General features: G+C 38.2%; 18 protein-coding genes, 1 other RNA gene and 1 other annotated feature. Of the genes, 16 read left to right on the top strand and 3 right to left on the bottom strand.

Annotation, left to right across the window (positions count from 1 at the left end):
* Positions 1-16: 16 nt before the first annotated feature.
* From recJ to dtd, 4 genes are all read left to right on the top strand, one after another.
* Complete coding sequence (recJ, locus tag GHT08_RS15150; protein ID WP_163582279.1) at positions 17-2,338, top strand: single-stranded-DNA-specific exonuclease RecJ; 2,322 nt, start codon at positions 17-19, stop codon at positions 2,336-2,338.
* A complete protein-coding gene (locus GHT08_RS15145) occupies positions 2,328-2,840 on the top strand; it encodes an adenine phosphoribosyltransferase (protein ID WP_018931477.1) in 513 nt (170 codons plus the stop codon). Before recJ ends, GHT08_RS15145 begins: the two co-directional genes overlap by 11 nt.
* Positions 2,841-3,677: 837 nt before the next feature.
* A complete protein-coding gene (locus GHT08_RS15140) occupies positions 3,678-5,882 on the top strand; it encodes a RelA/SpoT family protein (protein ID WP_163582277.1) in 2,205 nt (734 codons plus the stop codon).
* Between the two features lie 21 nt (positions 5,883-5,903).
* Complete coding sequence (gene dtd, locus GHT08_RS15135; protein WP_163582275.1) at positions 5,904-6,350, top strand: D-aminoacyl-tRNA deacylase; 447 nt, start codon at positions 5,904-5,906, stop codon at positions 6,348-6,350.
* 44 nt (positions 6,351-6,394) lie between these two features.
* On the opposite strand, the gene GHT08_RS15130 is transcribed toward dtd, so the two are convergent.
* Positions 6,395-7,321 carry an N-acetylmuramoyl-L-alanine amidase family protein gene (locus tag GHT08_RS15130; protein WP_163582273.1) on the bottom strand — a complete coding sequence of 309 codons (927 nt, stop codon included), beginning with the start codon at positions 7,319-7,321 and terminating at the stop codon, positions 6,395-6,397.
* A gap of 83 nt (positions 7,322-7,404) precedes the next feature.
* On the opposite strand from GHT08_RS15130, the gene GHT08_RS15125 reads away from it, so the two are divergent.
* From GHT08_RS15125 to ssrS, 4 genes are all read left to right on the top strand, one after another.
* A complete protein-coding gene (locus GHT08_RS15125; protein ID WP_163582271.1) occupies positions 7,405-7,578 on the top strand; it encodes a hypothetical protein in 174 nt (57 codons plus the stop codon).
* Positions 7,579-7,624: 46 nt separating this feature from the next.
* Positions 7,625-7,839: a binding site (T-box leader), on the top strand.
* A gap of 60 nt (positions 7,840-7,899) precedes the next feature.
* Positions 7,900-9,162 (top strand): histidine--tRNA ligase, encoded by a 1,263-nt coding sequence (gene hisS / locus GHT08_RS15120; RefSeq protein ID WP_163582269.1) that lies wholly within the window; start codon positions 7,900-7,902, stop codon positions 9,160-9,162.
* 11 nt (positions 9,163-9,173) lie between these two features.
* Positions 9,174-10,925, top strand: a complete 1,752-nt coding sequence (gene aspS, locus GHT08_RS15115; RefSeq protein ID WP_163582267.1) for an aspartate--tRNA ligase — start codon at positions 9,174-9,176, stop codon at positions 10,923-10,925.
* A gap of 88 nt (positions 10,926-11,013) precedes the next feature.
* A non-coding RNA gene (gene ssrS / locus GHT08_RS15110) (6S RNA) lies at positions 11,014-11,211 on the top strand.
* A 274-nt stretch (positions 11,212-11,485) separates the two neighbouring features.
* On the opposite strand, the gene GHT08_RS15105 is transcribed toward ssrS, so the two are convergent.
* Entirely contained in the window at positions 11,486-12,205 is a 720-nt protein-coding gene (locus tag GHT08_RS15105) for an RsfA family transcriptional regulator (protein WP_163582265.1), read from the bottom strand.
* 336 nt (positions 12,206-12,541) lie between these two features.
* Positions 12,542-13,804 carry a replication-associated recombination protein A gene (locus tag GHT08_RS15100; RefSeq protein WP_163582263.1) on the bottom strand — a complete coding sequence of 421 codons (1,263 nt, stop codon included), beginning with the start codon at positions 13,802-13,804 and terminating at the stop codon, positions 12,542-12,544.
* A 227-nt stretch (positions 13,805-14,031) separates the two neighbouring features.
* On the opposite strand from GHT08_RS15100, the gene cymR reads away from it, so the two are divergent.
* The 8 genes from cymR to GHT08_RS15060 all read left to right on the top strand — a co-directional run.
* Positions 14,032-14,451 (top strand): cysteine metabolism transcriptional regulator CymR, encoded by a 420-nt coding sequence (cymR, locus tag GHT08_RS15095; protein ID WP_018931487.1) that lies wholly within the window; start codon positions 14,032-14,034, stop codon positions 14,449-14,451.
* An 18-nt stretch (positions 14,452-14,469) separates the two neighbouring features.
* Entirely contained in the window at positions 14,470-15,612 is a 1,143-nt protein-coding gene (locus GHT08_RS15090) for a cysteine desulfurase family protein (protein WP_163582261.1), read from the top strand.
* Between the two features lie 13 nt (positions 15,613-15,625).
* Positions 15,626-16,735, top strand: coding sequence for a tRNA 2-thiouridine(34) synthase MnmA (mnmA, locus tag GHT08_RS15085; RefSeq protein ID WP_163582259.1), 1,110 nt, complete (start codon positions 15,626-15,628; stop codon positions 16,733-16,735).
* A gap of 454 nt (positions 16,736-17,189) precedes the next feature.
* Positions 17,190-17,855, top strand: a complete 666-nt coding sequence (locus GHT08_RS15080; protein WP_163582257.1) for a tetratricopeptide repeat protein — start codon at positions 17,190-17,192, stop codon at positions 17,853-17,855.
* An 18-nt stretch (positions 17,856-17,873) separates the two neighbouring features.
* On the top strand, positions 17,874-20,243 hold the full coding sequence (recD2, locus tag GHT08_RS15075) for an SF1B family DNA helicase RecD2 (protein ID WP_163582255.1): 2,370 nt from the start codon (positions 17,874-17,876) through the stop codon (positions 20,241-20,243).
* 353 nt (positions 20,244-20,596) lie between these two features.
* Complete coding sequence (locus GHT08_RS15070) at positions 20,597-21,022, top strand: YwqH-like family protein (RefSeq protein ID WP_163582253.1); 426 nt, start codon at positions 20,597-20,599, stop codon at positions 21,020-21,022.
* A complete protein-coding gene (locus GHT08_RS15065) occupies positions 21,022-21,315 on the top strand; it encodes a YwqI/YxiC family protein (protein WP_163582251.1) in 294 nt (97 codons plus the stop codon). The genes GHT08_RS15070 and GHT08_RS15065 overlap by 1 nt, the downstream gene beginning before the upstream one ends.
* Positions 21,316-21,339: 24 nt before the next feature.
* Positions 21,340-22,454 (top strand): ribonuclease YeeF family protein (locus GHT08_RS15060; protein ID WP_163582249.1); only part of this gene is annotated, 1,115 nt, incomplete at its 3' end.

Genomic DNA, 22,454 nt, shown 5'->3' with positions numbered 1-22,454 from the left:
AGTCAGGGGTGAATTTATGTTAGAGAGTCAATCAAACTGGATTTTTACATATAACAATAATGACGAAGCAAATATGGACAGTTTAGCAGATGTAAATGTTTCTCCTGTAATTAAACAACTATTGTTACAAAGAGGAATCGATACAGCTGAAAAAGCCAAAAATTTTTTAAATCCAAGTCTGGAACTACTTCATAATACGAATGGTTTCTCTCAAATTGATAAAGCTGTGAACCGAGTGAAACAAGCAATCGATGCAGGCGAAAGTATTCTAGTCTATGGTGACTACGATGCCGATGGTGTGACTTCAACTACAGTGATGATCGAGGCATTACGTGAAAGTGGCGCGATGTGTGATTATTATATACCGAATCGATTTACAGAAGGTTATGGTCCCAATGAAGAGGCATTTCGTGAAGCACATCGCCAAGGATTTCAACTTATTATTACGGTGGACAATGGAATAGCTGGAATAAACGAAGTCGCCGCTGCTAATGAATTAGGTATGGATGTTATTATAACGGATCATCATGAGGTGCAAGAATCATTACCGGAAGCTTATGCCATTATTCACCCTAAATGTTCAGATAGTTATCCTTTTAAGGAATTAGCAGGAGTAGGTGTTGCATTTAAATTTGCGGAACATTTACTTGGATATTTTCCTAAACAGTTTCTCGATCTGGTCGTAATTGGAACGATCGCAGACTTAGTTCCTTTGCAAGATGAAAATCGGATCCTCGTGCATGATGGTTTACAAGCACTAACCCGTTCTGAGCGTAAAGGGATCAAAGCATTGAAAAAACTGTGCCAAATAGAAGGAAATGCTACTGAGGAAGATATCGGATTCCGAATTGGACCGCGACTTAATGCAGTTGGACGTTTACAGGATGCAAATTTAGCTGTCGACTTGTTGTTAACGGATGATCCTGAAGAAGCAGAAGAATTAGCTAATTATGTTCAGGAACTAAATACGGAAAGACAAAAAATTGTTGCCGATATTACAAAAGAAGCGATAGAAATATTCGAATCATCTGATGCGGAAAAGCGGGTAATTATCGTTGCGAAAGAAGGGTGGAATCAAGGCGTACTGGGAATTGTTGCATCTAAACTGGTTCAAAAATACTATCGACCAGCTATTGTACTTACCATTGATCCGGAAACAAATCAGGCAAAAGGATCTGCCCGTAGTATTGAAGGCTTTGACATGTTCCAAAATTGTATGCAACACAGAGATTTATTTACACATTTTGGTGGGCATGCTCAAGCTGCCGGAATGACATTACCAACAGAAAATATTATAGAGTTAGAAGAAAAATTAGATCGATTAGCACAAGAGCAATTGACAGATGCAGATTATAAACCGCAGTTGCTTGTCAGTGGTAAATTATCGATCAGCGATATTGATATGTCGTTATTGGAAACGATCGACCAGCTAGCACCGTTTGGCATGGCTAATCCAAAACCTCTTTTTCATATTGAGGCAACTCCTTCTGAGATAAGTCAAATTGGCGCAACTAAAAATCACCTAAAGATGAAATTTGTCGATGCTGGTGTGCATATGGATAGTATTGGATTTGGTTTTGGTGAGAAGGTACCATTCCTGGCTAAACAGACACCAATCGAAATGGTTGGGGAACTGCAAGTTAACGAATGGAATGGGATCCGCAAACCACAAATGATGATAAAAGATATTGCTGTGACTAGTTGGCAGCTTTTTGACTATAGAGGAACAAAGAACTGGCAGCTAAAATTAGAGGATACTTTGGAAAACCACTACTTTGTGAGCTTTCAAGGTCATAACTCCGATCGAATACCTGTCTGTGATAAAGATACAGTATTAAGTCTTAATCAAACCATTGAAGCACTATATTTACTTGATCTACCTAAATCACTAGATGACATTCGCGAGCTTGTTCGAAAAGTAGAATTTGAACGGTTGATCGTATGTTTCTCCACAAAAGATAGTGATTATTTTCGGGCCTTGCCAACTAGAGAGGAATTTAAGTGGTTGTATCAGTTAATGTTAAAGCGTAAATATTTTGATTACAAAGTAGATGCTCCTAAACTTGCCCAATATAAAGGTTGGAAATTAGAAAAAATTAAATTTATGTTCCAGGTTTTTCATGAACTGGAGTTTGTAACTCGTAAAGAAGGGTTGATTGTGCCAGCCGATCAACCGTCTAAAAAAGATTTAGCAGAAGCACAGGTTTATCAAGATCGAAAAAAATGGATGGAACTAGAAGAAATATTAATTTATTCATCGTATACACAATTAAAAACATGGATATCTGAGCAAATGAATGCTGAGATACATGAGGAGGAAATGGTTCATGGATTATAAAAAGTATATTACAGTTGTAGAAGATTGGCCAAAAGAAGGAGTTCGCTTTAAAGATATTACAACATTAATGGACAATGGCCCAGCTTATAAAGCAGCAGTTAACGAAATTGTCGAATATGCTAAAAGTAAAGATGTTGACATCATTGTAGGTCCTGAAGCAAGAGGCTTTATTGTTGGGTGTCCAGTATCCTATGCATTAGAAATCGGATTCGCACCAGTTAGAAAAGAAGGAAAACTTCCTCGTGAAGTAATAAAAGTTGATTATGGTTTAGAATACGGTAAGAATGTCTTAACGATTCATAAAGATGCAATCAAGCCTGGTCAACGCGTGTTAATAACAGATGACTTATTAGCAACAGGTGGAACGATCGAAGCAACAATTAATCTAGTCGAGCAGCTTGGCGGTATTGTAGTAGGCTGTGCATTCTTGATCGAACTATCCTACTTAAACGGACGTGACAAACTAGAGGGGTATGATGTATTAACATTGATGGAATACTAAGAATAACGTGTGCCAAATGAAGATAAGTTATATGGTCACGTCATAAGGTTCTTATTAGAGCATGAGTTCAGCAACAAATCGGACTCATGCTTTTTTAATAGACAGCAAGAAGACAACCCTACAGAAGGATATATCCCCGGAAGCGCGGTCCTGTTCCGGGGAAAAAGTATTCTCTCCGGGGATAAACGATTATAACCAGGGAAGGGAAGGATATATCCCCGGAAGCGCGGTCCTGTTCCGGGGAAAAAGTATTCTCTCCGGGGATAAACGATTATAACCAGGGAAGGGAAGGATATATCCCCGGAAGCGCGGTCCTGTTCCGGGGAAAAAGTCTTCCCTTCCGAGGATAATCGTCTATGTCCAGGGAAGGGGAAAAGATATCCCTGGAAGCGCGGTCCTGTTCCGAGGAAAAAGTCTTCCCTTCCGGGGAAAATCTTCTATATCCAGGGAAAAGGAGAGGATATCCCCGGAAGCGCCGCCTCTGCTCCGAGGAAAAACCTTCTCTTTCAAGGATAAATGATTATCCAGGGAAGGGAAGTAAGCAGCCGGAGTGGTAGTTATCATCAAAATTATGCCTAAAGTTATTACGCTACTTCGAACAAACAGAACTTTCATACTTCGCAGTTTCTATGCATTCCGAATCAGATAATGCGTGTTAAATTGCCACCGAATGTTCACTATAGTTAGTGATGTTAAGTATAATAATTAGTACATAATAAATAAATGAAGTAAAATGTCGAGAAATGAAAGGTATAGGAGGAAAATTTGCTTTATTTTTGGTATGATAGATAAAACACGTTTTATAACGTAGTTAGTCTAATAGTAAAAGGTGATTATATGGCAAAAGATAGAATTTTAGCGCCTGAGGATATATTTGAAGAAGCTAAAAGTTATTTAAATGATGAAGATATTCGCTTTATCAAGCGTGCGTATGATTATGCGGAAAAAGCACATGAGGGACAATTTCGTAAGTCAGGAGAGCCATATATCATTCATCCTGTTCAGGTTGCTGGAATCTTACTGGATTTAAAATTAGATCCCGAGACGATAGCTAGTGGTTTTTTACATGATGTCGTCGAAGATACATCAATTACTGTAGAAGACTTGGAAACGGAATTTAATGAAGAAATTGCAATGCTCGTTGATGGGGTAACAAAGCTCGGGAAAATAAAATATATGTCAAAAGAGGCTCAACAGGCTGAGAACCACCGCAAAATGTTCATTGCGATGGCTAAAGACATTCGTGTAATATTAATCAAGCTTGCAGACAGATTACACAACATGCGGACATTAAAACATTTACCTGCAGAAAAACAACGTCGTATCTCGAATGAAACGTTAGAGATTTTTGCACCTTTGGCACACAGGTTAGGTATTTCAGCTATTAAATGGGAATTGGAAGATACGGCACTTCGTTACTTAAACCCTCAACAGTACTATCGTATCGTTCACTTAATGAAACAAAAACGCGAAGAGCGTGAACATTATATTGATGAAGTAATGGAAGAAGTAAAAAAACAATTGAATGATGTTAATATCGAAGCTGACTTTTCTGGCAGACCGAAACACTTATATAGTATTTATCGGAAAATGATGTTACAGAAAAAACAATTTAATGAAATCTACGATCTGCTAGCAGTACGTATTATTGTATCCAGTATTAAAGACTGCTACGCTGTTTTAGGTATTATTCATACATGCTGGAAGCCAATGCCGGGACGATTTAAAGATTATATTGCCATGCCAAAACCAAATTTGTATCAATCTCTGCATACGACGGTGATCGGTCCTAAGGGTGCACCTTTAGAAGTACAAATCCGTACAAAAGAAATGCATGAAATAGCAGAGTACGGGATCGCAGCACACTGGGCATATAAAGAAGGTAAGAAGGTTAATACCACTCAACAGTCAAATGAAGACCGTCTTGCATGGTTCCGTGAAATATTAGAGTGGCAAAATGACGCAAATGATGCTGAGGAATTTATGGAATCATTGAAGGTTGATCTTTTTTCAGACATGGTTTACGTATTTACTCCAAAAGGTGATGTTATTGAATTACCAAGAGGTTCAGTTCCAATTGATTTTGCCTATAAAATTCATACAGAAGTCGGGAATCATACGATTGGTGCCAAAATCAACGGCAAGATGGAACCACTTGATTACCAATTAAAAAATGGTGATATTGTGGAAGTGATGACATCCAAGCATTCTTATGGACCTTCACAAGACTGGCTGAAAATGACGCAAACATCGCAAGCAAAAAATAAAATAAAGCAGTTTTTCAAAAAACAGCGTCGTGATGAAAATGTGAGCAATGGACGCGAGATGGTTGAAGAGGAGCTAAAACAAGCAGGATTTGAGCCAAAGGAAGTATTAACAGAGGAAAATATTGATCTGGCCCTAGAAAAATTCAGTTTTGGTACAGAAGAGGATATGTTTGCAGCCGTTGGTTATCATGGCATTACGGCAGCACAAATCGTGACCAGACTGACCGAAAAAATTCGTGAGCAGCAAGAAAAGGATAAAAAGATAGAAGAAACGATTGAGGAAGTCAATGCAAGTGGCCAATCGATAAAGAAAAAATCAAAAAGAGATTCTGGTGTACGGGTAGAAGGTGTCGACAACATGTTGATTCGTTTGTCTAAATGTTGTAACCCGGTACCTGGTGATGATATTGTCGGCTATATTACGAAGGGTAGAGGCGTTTCTGTTCATCGTAAGGACTGTCCAAATGTGCAGGTAAACGAAGCAAAAGACCGTTTAATCTTTGTTGAATGGGAGAATACAGAATCTGAATCTAAGTCCTATCATGTTGACCTAGAAATATCTGGATATGACCGTCGTGGATTATTAAATAATGTCCTACAGGTTATCAATGAATCAAAGACAAATATTATTGCGGTAAACGGCCGTTCTGATCGTAATAAAATCGCGATTATTAATGTAACCATTCTGATTCATAATATTAATCATTTACGTCGGATTGTCGACCGTTTAAAGCAAATTAAAGATGTTTATACAGTAGAACGAACGATTCAGTAAAAAGGCAGGTAGTGAAATAGCATGAAAGTAGTATTACAACGAGTTAAGGAAGCTGCTGTTACAGTAGATGATCAAGTAGTTGGTCAAATAGAGAATGGCTATGTCGCATTAGTCGGTGTCACTCATGAAGACACGGAAGAGGATGTTAGTTATCTCGTTAACAAAACGATAAACTTACGTATTTTTGAAGATGAAAACCAAAAGATGAACTTATCTCTTAAAGACGTAGACGGAAGTGTGCTCTCAATTTCACAATTCACACTTTATGGAGATGCAAGAAAAGGGAGAAGACCGAACTTCATGAAGGCAGCCAAACCTGATGTTGCCGAAAAACTATATGAACAATACAATCAAAAATTAAGAGCAGAAGGTATTAACGTTCAAACGGGGCAATTTGGTGCTACTATGAACGTATCTCTGACCAACAATGGACCTGTTACCATGATTCTTGAAAGTGGAGTAGAGTGATAAGGATAATAAAAAAACGAGTTGGCATAATCAACTCGTTTTTATTATCTGAAATATTGTTCTAGACCTATTGAAACTCCTCGACTCATTGCTTCAAGGAATGCTCGTGACTGAATATTTCTTTCCTCTGTTTCATTTGAAATAAAACCAAGCTCCAATAATAGTGACGGGCGATGATTGACCCGCAATACATGTAGATCCCGCTGTTCAATCCCCCGGTCATTCATATCAGTTTCATTAATAATTCCACTATGCACATACTCGGCAAGTTGCTGATCTCGTTCAGATAAATAATATGTATCAATACCTTCAACCTCTGGTAACTCCGGGGTACTATTATAATGAATACTAAGATACACATCAGCTTGTAGAAGGTTGGTTTGTGTTGTTCTGCTCGTTAATGGCACATATTGATTATTACTACGAGTAAGATATACATCCGCACCGTGTTCTTCTAGCTTCTCACGTAATATTTGTGCTGTCTTTAACGTGTAATTACTTTCAAAGCCACCTGAAGCACCAATAGCACCAACATCCCTTCCACCATGACCAGGATCTAAGACGATTTTTTTGCCTGCTAAGCTATTGTCCATCTGTCTGTCAGTTTCCTTTGAATTAATAACGGAATCAGAGCTTTTTTCATCTTGTTCTTCGTTATCAGAGCTTTCTTCTTCCATCATATTTTCATTGTCATTTTGCGATTCAGACTCTTCTGTAATCAAAAAATAATCCTGGTGGATCCATCCTTGCTGATCTCCTAAATCGATTTTAGCCCATTCACCAGATTCCTCGAGAATTGGATACTGCTCAGGAGGATTTACTTTTGTAATTACATCGTAATCTGTACCAGGTCCACTTCTTACATTTAAATTTTCTCCTTCAATTTGCGCATCCTTTGCATAAATAAGTAAAGATATTGAAAAAATAAAAATAAAACTAATGAGTGTCAGGAAAAAGATTTTTCTTTTCACAATTGCTACCGCTCCTTCGACATATGATCACTATTATCTTACCGGAATCATAACAAAAAGTAAAAAAAGGATGAGAACAACGGATGCATACGCATTACAAACATAACAGAAAAGCAGCAACGAATCAGCAATACACTAAAAATTCTCACTATTATCATGAATTCCAGCAAAGGAACTATCAAACAGAAATTGCTGCACAATTTGATATTCCTCTGCACTCTACCCAAAAAATAGCGAAAAACCGAAAACAAACTTGACAAAAACAATCACGAACGATTATGATATAATAAATTCTAAAGATAACTATAGCTAATGATGGAAAGAGTAGCGAAGAAACAGTAGGAAAGAGAGAGAATTCCCGAGGCTGAAAGAATTCTTGCTGACTGGCTTACGCGAAAGACATTCCGGAGGCTTTGTACCGAATAGAGTAGGTATGAACGTAACAGGCGTTAACTGTTTGAGTGGAAGTAATTATACTTCAACTAGGGTGGCAACACGGGTAATCTCTCGTCCCTTTTTTTAGGGGTGGGAGTTTTTTTATGTCCATTAATCTAGAGAATGTGTGAGGGGGAGATCTAATGAAAGCACCTAGAGGTACGCAAGATCTGTTACCTGGTGTGACGGAAAAATGGCAATATGTCGAAGGAAAATTGAAGGAATTAAGCAATAACTATCATTACCAAGAAATTCGCACACCCATCTTTGAACATACTGAATTATTTCAGCGTGGTGTCGGTGATACAACAGATATTGTCCAAAAAGAAATGTATACTTTTTTTGACAAAGGAGATCGAAGTATTACCTTAAGACCAGAAGGAACAGCTTCAGTTGTTCGCTCATTTGTTGAGCATAAGTTGTTTGGTTCTCCTAATCAACCGACAAAACTATTTTATATAGGACCAATGTTTCGCTATGAGAGACCTCAACAAGGCAGAATGCGACAATTTGTACAATATGGTGTAGAGGCATTAGGAAGTGCTGATCCCGCGATCGATGCTGAAGTTATTTCATTAGCAATGAATGCTTATCAAACATTAGGCTTGCAGTCATTAAAGCTTGTGATAAATAGTCTAGGTGATCAGGAAAGCAGAGAAAATCACCGTCAAGCGTTAATCGATCACTTTACACCAGTGAAAGAAGAATTGTGCGAGGACTGTCAGACACGTTTAGAACAAAATCCTTTACGTGTATTAGATTGCAAGAAAGACCGCGAACATCCCAAAATGCAAGATGCACCATCTATTTTAGAATACTTAAATGACGAATCAGAAGCTTATTTTGAAAAGGTAAAAGCATACTTAGATGCAATGAATATAACATACGAGGTGGATCCAAATTTAGTACGTGGTCTTGATTACTATAACCACACCGCATTTGAGATTATGAGTAATGCAGAAGGGTTTGGAGCAATTACCACATTATCTGGCGGAGGTCGGTACAATGGATTGGTTCAAGATCTTGGTGGACCTGAAACACCTGGAATTGGCTTTGCGCTAAGTATTGAACGTCTACTGATGGCATTAGAAGCAGAAGGTGTTGAATTGCCAATTGACAGCAAGCTGGATTGTTATGTTGTATCATTAGGGGATGCTGCCAATCTAAAAGTAGCAGCAATTGTTAATGAATTACGTCAAGCAGGTATTCAGGTAGATAAGGATTATCAAGCAAAAAAATTTAAAGCACAATTTAAAGCAGCTGATCGTCTTCAAGCAAAATATGTACTAGTTCTGGGCGATGATGAATTAGCTAATAATCAAATCGCCATAAAAAACATGGAGACTGGTGACCAAGAAACAGTTGCTTTAGATCAATTAACAGAACACATGCAAGGGATTTTATAAGGGGGAGAATCATGCGAACTTTAGCAGGAACTTTACGAAAAGATCACGTGAATCAAGAAGTTACACTCAAAGGCTGGGTACAAAAACGTCGTGACCTTGGCGAAATTATTTTTATTGATTTGCGAGATCGATCTGGCGTTGTCCAAATCGTTTTTAATGCTGAAAACAGTAAACAAACACATGAGGTTGGAGACAGTGTCCGTAGTGAATATGTAATTGAAGTAAAAGGCGAAGTGGTAGAAAGAGATGCTGAAACGGTTAATCCAAAAATCGATACAGGTGATATTGAAGTTATCGTAAGTGAAATAAATGTGTTAAATGAGGCAAAAACACCTCCATTTACGTTAACAGATGACATCGATGTATCAGAAGATATTCGATTAAAATACCGTTATTTAGACCTGCGTCGTGAAGTAATGCAGGAAACATTTAAGTTACGTCACCAAGCAACACAGTCCATTCGCGAATTTTTAAACAGTGAAGACTTTTTAGAAATGGAAACACCTATGCTGACAAAAAGTACACCAGAAGGTGCACGTGACTATTTAGTGCCTAGTCGTGTACATGAAGGTTACTTTTACGCTTTGCCACAATCACCACAATTGTTTAAACAATTATTAATGGTTGCAGGTTTTGAAAAGTATTATCAATTTGCTCGTTGTTTTCGTGATGAAGATTTACGTGCTGATCGCCAACCGGAATTCACTCAAATTGATATCGAAACATCTTTCATGTCAATGGACGATATTTTAGAAATGACAGAAAACATGATGAAAAAAGTAATGAAAGATGTGAAAGGTTTAGATATTGAAACGCCATTCCATCGTATGCCATATGATGAAGCAATGGAGCGTTTTGGTTCAGATAAACCAGATGTACGTTTTGATATGGAGTTAGTGAAACTTTCCGAAGTAGTGAAGGATTCTGGCTTTAAAGTATTCCGCCAAGCAGTTGAAAATGGTGGGAAAGTAAGTGCTCTTAACTTAAAAGGAAAAGCAGAACATTACTCTCGTAAAGATTTGGACAATATGACAGACTTCGCAAAAATCTATGGTGCAAAAGGGTTAGCTTGGCTGAAAGTAGAAGAAGAAGCCTTAGTAGGACCTATTGCCAAATTTTTCTCAGAAGAAGAACAAGCACAATTCCGCAGCATGCTTGATGCTAATCCAGGGGACATTCTGTTCTTTGTAGCTGACAAAAAACAAGTCGTATATGACACGTTAGGTGCATTACGTTTGAAGTTGGCTAAAGATCACGATTTAATTGATAAAAGTAAATTTGAATTTCTCTGGGTCACAGACTGGCCACTATTAGAATATGATGAAGAGGAAGGGCGCTACCATGCAGCTCACCATCCATTCACAATGCCGTTTGAGTCTGATTTTGACAAATTGGATACAGATCCTGGAGCAGTTCGTGCACAAGCGTATGACCTAGTATTGAATGGATATGAGCTAGGTGGAGGTTCACTTCGTATTTATCAACGTGAAATGCAAAATCAAATGTTTGAAAAACTTGGATTCACGAAAGAAGAAGCAGAATCTCAGTTTGGTTTCTTACTTGATGCATTGGAATACGGTGCACCACCACATGGAGGTATTGCTTTCGGATTTGATCGTTTTATTATGTTGCTTGCAGGTCGCACGAATTTACGTGATACCATTTTATTCCCGAAAACAGCATCAGCATCAGATCCAATGACAGAGGCACCAAGTCCTGTTGATAGTAAACAGTTAAATGAATTACATTTAAAATTAAAATAAATGTAAAGAAATGGTTAAGGTATTGTAAAGTAATACCCTTGAATTCCAAAATTCGATATGCTATTATGTAGTTAACAACAAGATAACAAAAATCCTGATGTGTTCGTCGGATTATTGACGTTTTGACCGAACACCAATTACATCGGGAGCCCGGCGTTCTTATATGGTGTGCATGCCGCTTTACTTATATGAAAAATAGCGGAAGCATGAAGTATAGGACAGGGCACCCACCTGCTAGGAGCGGGATCAAAACTTCATCACTTACGACGGCACAATTGGGATTGTCGATTTAAAATTAACAGACACACCATTTTCATGGTGTGTCTTTTCTATATGTAGAAGAGAATAGAACCAGATATGAAGGTTCGTGGTGATTTAGAATTGAAGATATTCTTATTAGTTTTTTAGAAAAGAGTCGATTTTACATAGCAGACAAAATTGTAGTACAACCAATGTTTCTCACAGACAAAAGAAAGCTAAAAAAGGAAAAAGTGACTACGAGAATAGCTTTCGAGTACAAAAATAAAAGACAGCTTCTGAAGGTAGCTGCCTTTGCTTCATTATTTTGCTACTTGTTCTAAGTTTCCGTTTTTATCCATGCGGAATTTTGGAATCGGACGTGCTTCTTCTTCTTCAAATACTACCATCTTTCTAGCTCGCTCAACAATTTGCATAAAGGCTTGGTAGTCTTCCTTCATCGTTTGTAATTCCTTCTCTAATTCTTTTACTCTTTTTTGTTCATTTTCCAATTGGTTTTGTAGTTGCTCATTTTCTTGCGCTAGTTTTTGGTTACTGGCCTTTGAAGATTGTGCTAGTTTTTGCTCTTTCTTCAAATATTGTAAGTATCGAATAACTTGATCTAGATCTATACTATATTCTTCCTGATAAGACTCAGTAACCGGAGTAGTTTCGGGTTGAGCTTGTTCACGATTGGAATTCCAATTCAACATCGAATATACTTCTTCTTCAATCGTTCTATTTGTCTCATTTTCTTGTTGACTAGTTTGTACACTAGGAGGTGTATAAACATTATTTTGTTTGGCAAGTGCTCTTTTCCTGTCTTTCCGTTGTTTTTTCGCAATTTGTACAGCTTGTTCATAGTTTTGTCGCACCTCGGCATTCCATCTGAATCCGCAAGCTGCTGAAGTGCGGTTTAATTTATCGCCTACTTCATCAAAAGCCCTTAATTGCGTACTCCCTTCTCGGATATGTCGTAATACTGTTTCTGCTAATAATAGGTCATCTTCATGTGACCATGCATCTTGACGTACTTTCGCCATGGATGTTCACTCCTTGTTTGGTTCTGATATATTTTTTTAATAGATAGTTAAGCAAACAGAGATGTCTAGCTCCAAGCACCCAAAAACTAGTGCCCTTCCTTCAGCTTTGTGCGACAAGTCATCATCAGTTCCTTCGTCACTGTGATTCCTTTATCTCCTACGTATGTATGATCGATTAAAAGCGCCACTTTGCGTGGCAACTTCGATCCATCCGTGTTGAACGGGCGCAGGTCATACATTTTTGATCGGGCGCTTTTTGCTTTTCTAATAGATTGATAATCGTACGAATAGATTAACTTATTTGCTATTGTGACCAGAAAAGGAGTGAATTAAACACTATTTTTTCATTTTTTGATATATTTGTTGTAAATTTTTTTCAAACTTCCCCGTATCCTTAGGCTGATAGTATTGTTTATGTTTGATTTTGTCGGGTAAATATTGTTGCTTAACCCAGCCGCCTTCATAGGCGTGCGGGTATTTATAATCAACTCCACGACCAAGGGCTGATGCTCCTTTATAATGCGCATCTTTTAAGTGTGCAGGTATTTCACCGGTATCACCACTACGAATATCAGCAAGTGCTGCGTCCAGTGCTGAATAAGCACTATTCGATTTTGGAGACAAACATAGCTCGACAATAGCCACAGATAAAGGGATACGTGCTTCCGGAAAGCCCACACGTTCAGCGGTCTCGACTGCAGCTAATGCTCTTGGACCAGCTTGCGGATTTGCAAGTCCAATATCTTCATATGCACAAACCAGCATTCTCCGAGCAATACTTTCTAAGTCACCAGCTTCGATTAGTCGTCCTAAATAATGTAATGCAGCGTCAACATCACTGCCGCGGATTGACTTTTGAAAAGCAGATAATACGTCGTAATGGGCATCTCCACCTTTGTCATGGGAGAAACTCTTTTTTTGCATACAAGCTTCAGCATTCGCTAAATCAATCACGATCTGATCATCGGTTTGAGGCGTAGAGTAGGCTGCTAGTTCTAGTCCGTTCAAGGCAGCCCGCAAGTCACCATTACAGGCATTAGCGAAATGTTCTTTCGCTTCTTCCTCCACCACAAGTGGCAACTTCCCTAAACCATTTTCTTCATCAGCAATCGCACGATCTAATGCTTCGATAATATCTGAAGGTTCAAGCCGAAAGAGTTCAAAAATATGAGAACGACTACGGATCGCAGGATTGATCGAGTGATAAGGGTTTGATGTCGTACAACCGATTAATGTAATTAGATTCGATTCTACATGTGGCAAAAGAAAGTCTTGTTTTGCCTTATCAAGTCGGTGTACCTCATCTAATATAACAACAAGCTGTCCCGACATTTTTGCTTCTTCTACAGCAATCTGCATATCTTTTTTCTTATCAATAGCTGCATTCAATAGTTTATAGCGAATACCTAAACTATTTGCAATACCGATTGCCATAGAGGTTTTCCCTGTGCCTGGAGGTCCATAGAATACCATTGAATGGAGTCGGTTTGCATCAACCATTCTCCTGATCATTTGGCCACCTCCTACTAAGTGTTGTTGTCCAATTACTTCATCTATATTTTTTGGTCTCATTCGAAAAGCAAGTGGTTGATTTGCCATGGTAACATCCTTTCTATTACTTCTAGAGCAAGCAACTTGACATTTTTTAGTTGCTTTCTTAATATAGGCAAGTATGTAATGATGAGAAATACTTAGCTAATTGCGTTCGTTGTTTCTTTTTACCTGCTATGAATTGTTCTGCAATTAGTATATCATTCATGCTATAATAACAACTAATGACGAACATTGTATATAGATAATTTGAAGGGGAAAAATGAGGTGTAATCATGAAGATATCTACGAAAGGGAGATATGGACTTACGATTATGATCGAGCTGGCCAAAAATAATGGCAACGGCCCGATGTCGTTAAAAAGTATCGCCAAAGAAAACAATTTATCAGAACACTATTTAGAGCAACTAGTTGCCCCATTGAGAAATGCAAGCTTAGTAAAAAGTATTCGTGGCGCATATGGTGGTTATGTATTGGCAAAAGAACCGAATGAGATAACAGCTGGAGATATCATCCGAATTCTAGAAGGACCAATCACTCCGGTTGAGGGAATTGAAGAGGAAGAGCCAGCCAAACAGGAACTTTGGATCAGAATTCGTGATGCAGTGAAAGATGTACTGGATACAACCACATTAGAGGACTTGTCCACTTACGGGGAAAAAGGTGTACAGGATCCTTACATGTTCTACATTTAAAGAAAAGAGTTGAAAGTAATGAAAGCTATCTATTTAGATCATGCCGCGACAACTCCGGTACACCCGAAAGTTGCCGAGGCAATGACAGAAAGCTTACAAGAGAATTTTGGTAATCCATCTAGTATTCATTCATTTGGACGGAAAGCTAGACAGGTTTTAGATAAAGCACGATCGGTTGCAGCCCAATCTATAAAAGCTACCGAAAAGGATATTGTTTTTACAAGTGGTGGAACTGAAGCAGATAATATCGCTATAACCGGAGTTGCGCTAGCCAATCAAGATAAAGGGAAACATATTATCACAACAAAAATCGAGCACCATGCAACATTACACACGGCTGAATATCTTGAAAAACAAGGGTTTGATGTAACGTATTTAGATGTAAATGAACACGGTGTAATTAATCTTGAACAATTGAAAAATGCTTTGCGTGACGATACCATACTTGTGACCGTCATGATGGTAAACAATGAAACAGGTGTGATCCAGCCGATTGCAGAAATTGGTGAATTGCTAGCGGATCATCAAGCCTACTTTCATACAGATGCTGTTCAGGCTTATGGTATGTTACCGATAGATGTTGGGGAACTTAAAGTTGATTTGTTAACTGTTTCTTCTCATAAAATAAACGGTCCGAAAGGTTTAGGGTTTTTATATGTTCATCCAGATGTAACGTTACAAGCCTTACAGCATGGTGGAGAACAAGAGCGTAAACGTCGTCCAGGTACGGAAAATGTTGCAGCGATTGCCGGATTTACAGAAGCAATTCAGCTTGCCCAGACAGAAAGAGAACAACGATATCAACAATATCAAGACTATCGCGATCTCTTTTTGCAAATACTCCGTGACCAAAATGTCAATTTTTCACTTAACGGTGAAAAAAGTGAACGCGTACCAAACATTATTAACGTAAGCTTCCCGGGAACCAATGTAGAAGCGCTATTAACCAATTTTGATTTGAGTGGTGTAGCAGCGTCAAGCGGAAGTGCTTGTACAGCAGGGTCAGTTGAACCTTCTCATGTGTTAAGCGCGATGTATACGGAAAATAGTAGCTGTACGACTAATTCGATTCGCTTCAGCTTCGGATTAGCGAATACTCAGGAAAATATAGCAGAGGCAGCAGAGAAAGTGGCGAAAATCGTCCAAAGACTCACAAACTAAGGTGGTGACAACAATGAAAAAAAATGAAGATACACGTGTAATTGTCGGTATGAGTGGTGGTGTCGATTCATCCGTAACAGCCCTTCTGTTAAAGGAACAAGGCTATGATGTTGTTGGTATCTTTATGAAAAACTGGGATGATACCGATGAATTTGGTGTATGTACGGCAACGGAAGATTTCGATGATGTTGTTCGGGTATGTAATCAACTTGATATCCCATACTATGCCGTCAACTTTGAAAAACAATACTGGGATAAAGTATTTACTTACTTTTTAGATGAATACAAAGCAGGTAGAACTCCGAATCCTGATGTAATGTGTAATAAAGAAATTAAATTTAAAGCATTTTTAGACCATGCCCTTTCACTCGGTGCTGATTATGTCGCAACAGGACATTATGCCCAAGTAAGACAGACTGGTGATCGTGCAGAAATGTTACGTGGTGTGGATGATAATAAAGATCAAACATACTTCTTAAATCAACTGTCTGAAGATGTGTTAAAAAGAGTTATGTTCCCACTAGGAAACTTACCAAAAACGGAAGTACGTCGTATCGCCAAAGAAAACGGACTCGCTACAGCGAACAAAAGAGATAGTACTGGAATCTGTTTTATCGGCGAACGAAACTTCAAAGAATTCCTTAGTGAATATTTACCAGCCCAACCAGGTAAAATCATGACATTGGACGGGGAAGTAAAAGGTGAGCATGACGGTCTGATGTACTATACGATCGGCCAACGTCAAGGTCTTGGTATCGGTGGTCCAGGTGGTCCATGGTTTGTCGTTGGTAAAAACTTAGAAGACAATGTACTCTATGTTGGAGCAGATTACCATAACGATGCATTATATTCCGACGCACTAATTGCAACGGATATTAATTGGATTAATGAAGCACCCACAGAAGCTTTCCATTGTACGGCAAAATTCCGTTACCGTCAGAAAGACAATGGAGTAACTGTTTATCCAAATGAAGATGGTACTGCTAAAGTCATATTCGATAATCCAGAGCGTGCGATTACACCAGGACAAGCAGTCGTCTTTTACCAAGATGAAATCTGCTTGGGTGGTGGAACAATCGATGAGATTATTAAAGATGATAAATATTTAGATTATGTAGGATGATTTAGAGGGGCAGCATATTAATGTGCTGTCCCCTTTCGCTTAAAAAAGGTGAAAAGATAAAACAAAAGTGTCCATCATAAGCTTGATGAAGGACAAAAGAAGAGCAAATCAACAAAAAGTGTCCATCATAAGCTTGATGAAGGACAAAAGAAGAGCAAATCAACAAAAAGTGTCCATCATAAGCTTGATGAAGGACAAAAGAGGAACAAATCAACAAAAAGTGTCCATCATAAGCTCGATGAAGGACAAAAGAGGAACAAATCAACAAAAAGTGTCCATCATAAGCTCGATGAAGGACAAAAGTAGAGCAAATCACAAAAAAGTGTCTCTCATCAATCTGATAAAAGACAAATGCGATATTCAGATACAGAATTGGTCATCATACGATCAATCCGCAGACAGTGCTTGCACGCTAATTCACAATTAAGCTAAAATAACAACAGGAGGTTTTAACATGACTGAAATGGACCAAGGGATTCAGTATATGAAAGAAGGCAAGCTAGAAGATGCAGCACAATACTTTACAGATGCGATTGAAAAAAATCCACAAGATCCCGTTCATTATATCAATTTTGGTAATCTACTTTTACATATGAAAGATTATGAGCGAGCTGAACGATTTTATCAAAAGGCAACAGAGCTCGATGAAAAAGCAGCAACAGCTTATTATGGATTGGGAAATGTTCAGTTTGAACAGGAGAAATATGACTTGGCAAAAGAATATTTTCAGAGAGCAATTAGTCTTGGCTTGGAAGAAGCGGATCCGTATTTTATGTTAGGAATGACATTTTTATACGATGAGCAGTTTAAATTATCACTTCCATATCTACAACGAGCAAGCGAACTAAGCCCTGATGATGTGGATGTGCAATTTCAATATGGACTGGCACTAGCACAAACTGAGCAACTGGACTTTGCCAAATCAACTTTTGAAAGAGTATTGGAGTTACAAAAAGAACATAGTGATGCTCACTATAATTTAGGGGTTATCGCCTTATATGATGAAGATGTTGAACAGGCATTGGCGCATTTTCATCAAGCACTTGAAATTCAACCTGATCACTTATTAGCAGGAAATGGTAAACAGCAAATTGAAAAAATGCTCGAAGAAAACCAGTAAGAAATGGAGGTCTTTGTAATGGAGAATAGCCAACCAGCCGAACAAAAAAATTTCATAAAAGGTGAAATGATTCATACTATATTCGAAAATAAACAAGAGCATTTTTCCATTGCAAAGATCAAGATTCTCGAAACTAATCAACAATTTGATGAAACAGAAGTCGTCGTGAAAGGATATTTCCGGCGCTTAGACCCTGGTGAGACATATGAGTTCTATGGCAGGGTTGTTGATCATAAACGATTTGGTCGTCAATTCCAAGTGGAAAGCTATCAACGTTTTCTTCCTGAATCGAAGGAAGGCGTGATAGCTTATTTATCAAGTGATCTATTTCCGGGTATCGGAAAAAAAACAGCAGAACGGATTGTCGATACATTAGGAGAATCAGCTCTATCCCAGATTCTGAACGATCAATCTGTTCTGGCTCAGGTAAAAGGATTAGCGAAAGACAAACAGGAAAAAATTTATCAGATCCTGCAAGAAAATCAAGGGTTTGAACATATTGTCATTGCATTGTCGAAATATGGTTTCGGCCTGAAAATGGCTCAGAAAATGTATACAGCTTTTAAAGAAAATACTTTAGAAACATTGCAAACCAATCCGTATGCTTTCGTATTTGAAGTGGAAGGCTTTGGTTTCATACGAGCCGATCAAATGGCTAAAGAGAATAACATTCCGATTGATCATCCTACTAGATTACAAGCAGCGTGTGTTTATATTCTGCAAAACAGTATTCAGGATGGTCATGTTTATTTACCGATTGATCAGTTATTATATGAAATGGATCAATTATTAGATGGGGAAGCAAACCAGATCGATGTCGACAAAATGACTGCTCAAATTGTGGAGCTAAATACAGAAAAACAAATCATTGTAACGGACAAAAAAGTCTATTTACCGTCCCTATACTACTCAGAAACAGGATTTTGCGCTCAAATAAAACGAATTGCTGACAAAAAAATAGACCGAACATTTACGGATGCAGAATTGTTAAAAATTGTTGGTTCTATTGAGGAAGAAGAAGTTTTAAGTTATGGAAAAGAGCAATATCAGGCACTAGAAACCGCATTATCAGAGAAAATATTCATCTTAACTGGTGGACCAGGTACCGGTAAAACCACGGTTATTAAAGGAATTATCAATGCTTATGCTGAGATTCATGATCTTTCATTGGATCGAGATGATTATAAAGAAGACGAAGAATATCCATTTGTGTTAACTGCGCCAACTGGTCGTGCAGCCAAAAGGATGAAAGAGTCCACAGGCATTGACAGTGTGACGATTCACCGTCTATTAGGTTGGGATGGCAATGAGACTTTCGATAAAGATGAAAATAATAAGCTGGAAGGAAAAATTCTCGTTATTGACGAATTTTCGATGGTTGATATATGGCTTGCCTATCAATTGTTTCGTGCGATTCCAGATGATATGCAAGTAGTAATTGTAGGAGATGAAGACCAACTGCCATCCGTTGGCCCAGGACAGGTGCTTGCAGATCTGTTAAAAAGCGAGGTCGTCTCTTCCGTTTCACTCAAGGAAGTGTACCGGCAAAAGGAAGGCTCCAAAATCATTCAGCTTGCTCATGAAATCAAAAACAATCATGTACAGCCAGATAGCTTAACCAAAGCAAATGATTTTAACTTTTTAACGTGCCCGGATTATCAGGTCGTTGATATTGTAACGCAAGTAGTGAAAAAAGCTCATGACAAAGGAGTGGACTTACGGCAAATTCAGGTGTTAGCTCCCATGTACCGTTCAAAAGCAGGTATTCACCGGTTAAACACAGAGCTCCAAGCAGTGATCAACCCGCCACAACAAGGTAGAAGGGAAATGCGTTTTGGTGATACTGTTTTTCGCAAAGGGGACAAAGTCATCCAACTTGTCAATCAACCAGAAGATGGTGTGTTTAATGGTGATATAGGCGAAGTTGTCGCCATTTTTGAAAAAGATGAGAATGTTGACCAAGAGGAACAAGTTGTTGTAAGTTTTGACGACAAAGAAGTTGCTTATGCTAAAGCAGATTTGATGAATCTGATGCATGCTTACTGTACGTCAATTCATAAGTCACAAGGTAGTGAATTTCAAATTGTCATTTTGCCAATTATCCCGGGATACAATCGGATGCTGCGCAAAAATTTGATTTATACAGCGATTACCCGTGCTAAACAATCGCTTGTCATGTGTGGTGATAAATCAGCATTTTTACGAGGGGTGCAAACAGAAGATACTAATCAACGTTATACATCACTTATTACTTATTTACATGAATTATTCCAAGTACAAGAAAATAAAGCAGAAAATGAAGGAGAGCAGAAATTAACAGCAGATGAACAACTCCTTGCTGTAGAAGTAGGTCAAGAAGATTTTTCACCTTATGACTTTATGGAGTAATAATGACTTCCTGAAGTTTTGTTGGAAGTCTTCCTCTTAAGCAGAGATCGGTATTACCGTCTCTGCTTTTTTTGTTATAAAACTGATTCGAAAGTAACAGAAAATAAAAAGATGATAATTAAATAGGAATATATATCTGTTTTTCCAAAAAATACATATATTCTCTGGATTATTCTGCTATTTTTTATTTATAATGATTTATTAGATGAATAGTTTATTATGTGTTAATAGTGCGTAAAACTTCCACTTCAAAGTTCAAGTGAATTGAAGGAATAAAGCGTGGCTAACCCCCTAATGATCAGTCGGCCACTGATCATAGTCTTACTCTATCATATGTTACGGAGGTGTACAGATTGTCAGATTCTGATTTTTTAAGTAATGCATTTTATATTATTTCTAATCGTTCAGCGGATATAGAACAAAAGATAGAAAGGTTAAAAGAAGCGAAACGTGACATAGAAGCTGAACAGGATCAAGCATTCATCGAAATTAAACAAATTGAAAAACCTTCTTTAGATCTTTCATGGGAGGGTACAGAAGCCAATAAGTTTGACGAGGATCGCCGTGAAGCTTATCAAGTGATGAAAACGAAGATTAGTAATTATGATCACTACATCTACCGGATAGATTGGGAAATAAGTCAACTAAAGCTTCAACAAAATACACTGGATATTGCCAGTTCGATTGCTTATCAGGCGGATCGATTATTGGATCAAGGTGAAGAAGCTGTGGAAGCATTCGGACGAAAAATTAACGAATTAAAAGGATGGTTGTTCTAATGAACATAAGATTAAGTAGTACTGCTGGTGGTGGAACGGAAATCAAGCTCCATTTTCATTCTGTTATGGCGCAACTTGAAAATGCGAGAAATTGCTTATCCCAATTAGAATTACCGAAGCCTACTGACACTTATGGTAAAAATGAACTAAAATTCACGAATGAATGGTTGGAACGGGAAGAAATGATTCATGAATTTTTATTTCAATATATTGAAACGGTAGAAAAAAACCTGGCAGACACAAGAGAAAGTGTGAAAAAACTAAAAGAACAAGATGAAGCAATTGGAAGGTAGAAAGATGGAAAGGGAGAGGAAGCGATGAGCTCAACTGAAACGTTGGAAACTAAATCGCTAGTCGAGACAGTAGAAGCTAGGGCACAGGAATATAAGGCTTTAAGTGAACAACTAGAAACATTAAGAACTGCTTTTCAGCAAATTGTTGATTTAAATGATTTTACTGGGAAGAGTGCTAATGCAATTAAAGGATTTTATCGTGCGCAAATCGATGTCATTGAAGCTTGGCTTGATTTCATTGATATGCAAATAGCTTTTTTTCAAGGAATAGAAGGAATGGCAGATGATTTCGAATTAGGTGGAAAAACATTGGTGGAAGTCCCCTTTTTGGAAAGAGAACTTGCCAATAGTACTTCAAAGGCATTCAATCTGGTCGATGCCCAGCAATCCAATTTGCAATCGATCTTTTCACGTATCAATGACCTCGTTTCATTAGACGTTTTTTCCAAGAGTGACTTTGAAGAACGGATGGAAGATGCTGAGGATAAACGGAAACAAACCAAACAGAAAGTAAGGGAATTTGATCAGCTCTTATTGGATCATTATCATCAGTCATCTCTCCATGAACAAGTGATTGTCGGTTTAATACAAGAAATGCTTCATGCTTCATCTCAGGGTGGAGAAATTTCTCCCGTTCATTTTAATGAAATCATCTATCAGCAAAGTGAAGTCCATCAAGCAAGGCAAGATGCACAGGAGCTTACTTCATCCTATATGCAGTACCAGGAGGAATTACAGGAAAATCGTGAATTACAAGCTAAAATAGAGGAAATGGAAAATCGCCCATGGTACGAAAAAGCGTGGGATACAGTCTGTACGTTTACAGGTGAAATAACCGGTTATTACGATGCCAAGCGTGCATCGACAGGAGTAGATCCGGTTACTGGTGAAAAATTAACGACTGCCGAACGTGTGACGGCAGGATCATTGGCAGCAGCTGGATTTATCCCTGTAGTAGGTTGGGCAGGAAGAGCACTGAAAGGTGGAAAAACAGCTTACACGATGTCGAAAGGTGTAAAAGCCACGGATCATGTATTGGATGCCTACCAAAATACGAAGGCATTTGATATACTAAAGAAGACAGAGTATGGTATATATGGACTGGCATCCTATAATGGATTCAGTGAATATATTACCGG

Origin of the sequence: Gracilibacillus saliphilus, assembly GCF_010994085.1 — a bacterium.
GTDB lineage: Bacteria > Bacillota > Bacilli > Bacillales > Amphibacillaceae > Gracilibacillus > Gracilibacillus lacisalsi.
Note: the sequence above shows the minus strand (reverse complement) of the source record. Positions and strands in the feature narration are given on the sequence as shown.

Excerpts from the sequence above, each read along its gene's own strand:
- aspS (WP_163582267.1), top strand. The coding sequence starts at position 9,174 with ATGCGAACTTTAGCAGGAACTTTACGAAAAGATCACGTGAATCAAGAA.
- hisS (WP_163582269.1), top strand. The coding sequence starts at position 7,900 with ATGAAAGCACCTAGAGGTACGCAAGATCTGTTACCTGGTGTGACGGAA.
- GHT08_RS15065 (WP_163582251.1), top strand. The coding sequence starts at position 21,022 with ATGAACATAAGATTAAGTAGTACTGCTGGTGGTGGAACGGAAATCAAG.
- GHT08_RS15100 (WP_163582263.1), bottom strand. The coding sequence starts at position 13,804 with ATGGCAAATCAACCACTTGCTTTTCGAATGAGACCAAAAAATATAGAT.
- GHT08_RS15125 (WP_163582271.1), top strand. The coding sequence starts at position 7,405 with ATGCATACGCATTACAAACATAACAGAAAAGCAGCAACGAATCAGCAA.
- recD2 (WP_163582255.1), top strand. The coding sequence starts at position 17,874 with ATGGAGAATAGCCAACCAGCCGAACAAAAAAATTTCATAAAAGGTGAA.
- GHT08_RS15140 (WP_163582277.1), top strand. The coding sequence starts at position 3,678 with ATGGCAAAAGATAGAATTTTAGCGCCTGAGGATATATTTGAAGAAGCT.
- GHT08_RS15090 (WP_163582261.1), top strand. The coding sequence starts at position 14,470 with ATGAAAGCTATCTATTTAGATCATGCCGCGACAACTCCGGTACACCCG.
- cymR (WP_018931487.1), top strand. The coding sequence starts at position 14,032 with ATGAAGATATCTACGAAAGGGAGATATGGACTTACGATTATGATCGAG.
- GHT08_RS15145 (WP_018931477.1), top strand. The coding sequence starts at position 2,328 with ATGGATTATAAAAAGTATATTACAGTTGTAGAAGATTGGCCAAAAGAA.
- GHT08_RS15105 (WP_163582265.1), bottom strand. The coding sequence starts at position 12,205 with ATGGCGAAAGTACGTCAAGATGCATGGTCACATGAAGATGACCTATTA.
- dtd (WP_163582275.1), top strand. The coding sequence starts at position 5,904 with ATGAAAGTAGTATTACAACGAGTTAAGGAAGCTGCTGTTACAGTAGAT.
- recJ (WP_163582279.1), top strand. The coding sequence starts at position 17 with ATGTTAGAGAGTCAATCAAACTGGATTTTTACATATAACAATAATGAC.
- GHT08_RS15080 (WP_163582257.1), top strand. The coding sequence starts at position 17,190 with ATGACTGAAATGGACCAAGGGATTCAGTATATGAAAGAAGGCAAGCTA.
- mnmA (WP_163582259.1), top strand. The coding sequence starts at position 15,626 with ATGAAAAAAAATGAAGATACACGTGTAATTGTCGGTATGAGTGGTGGT.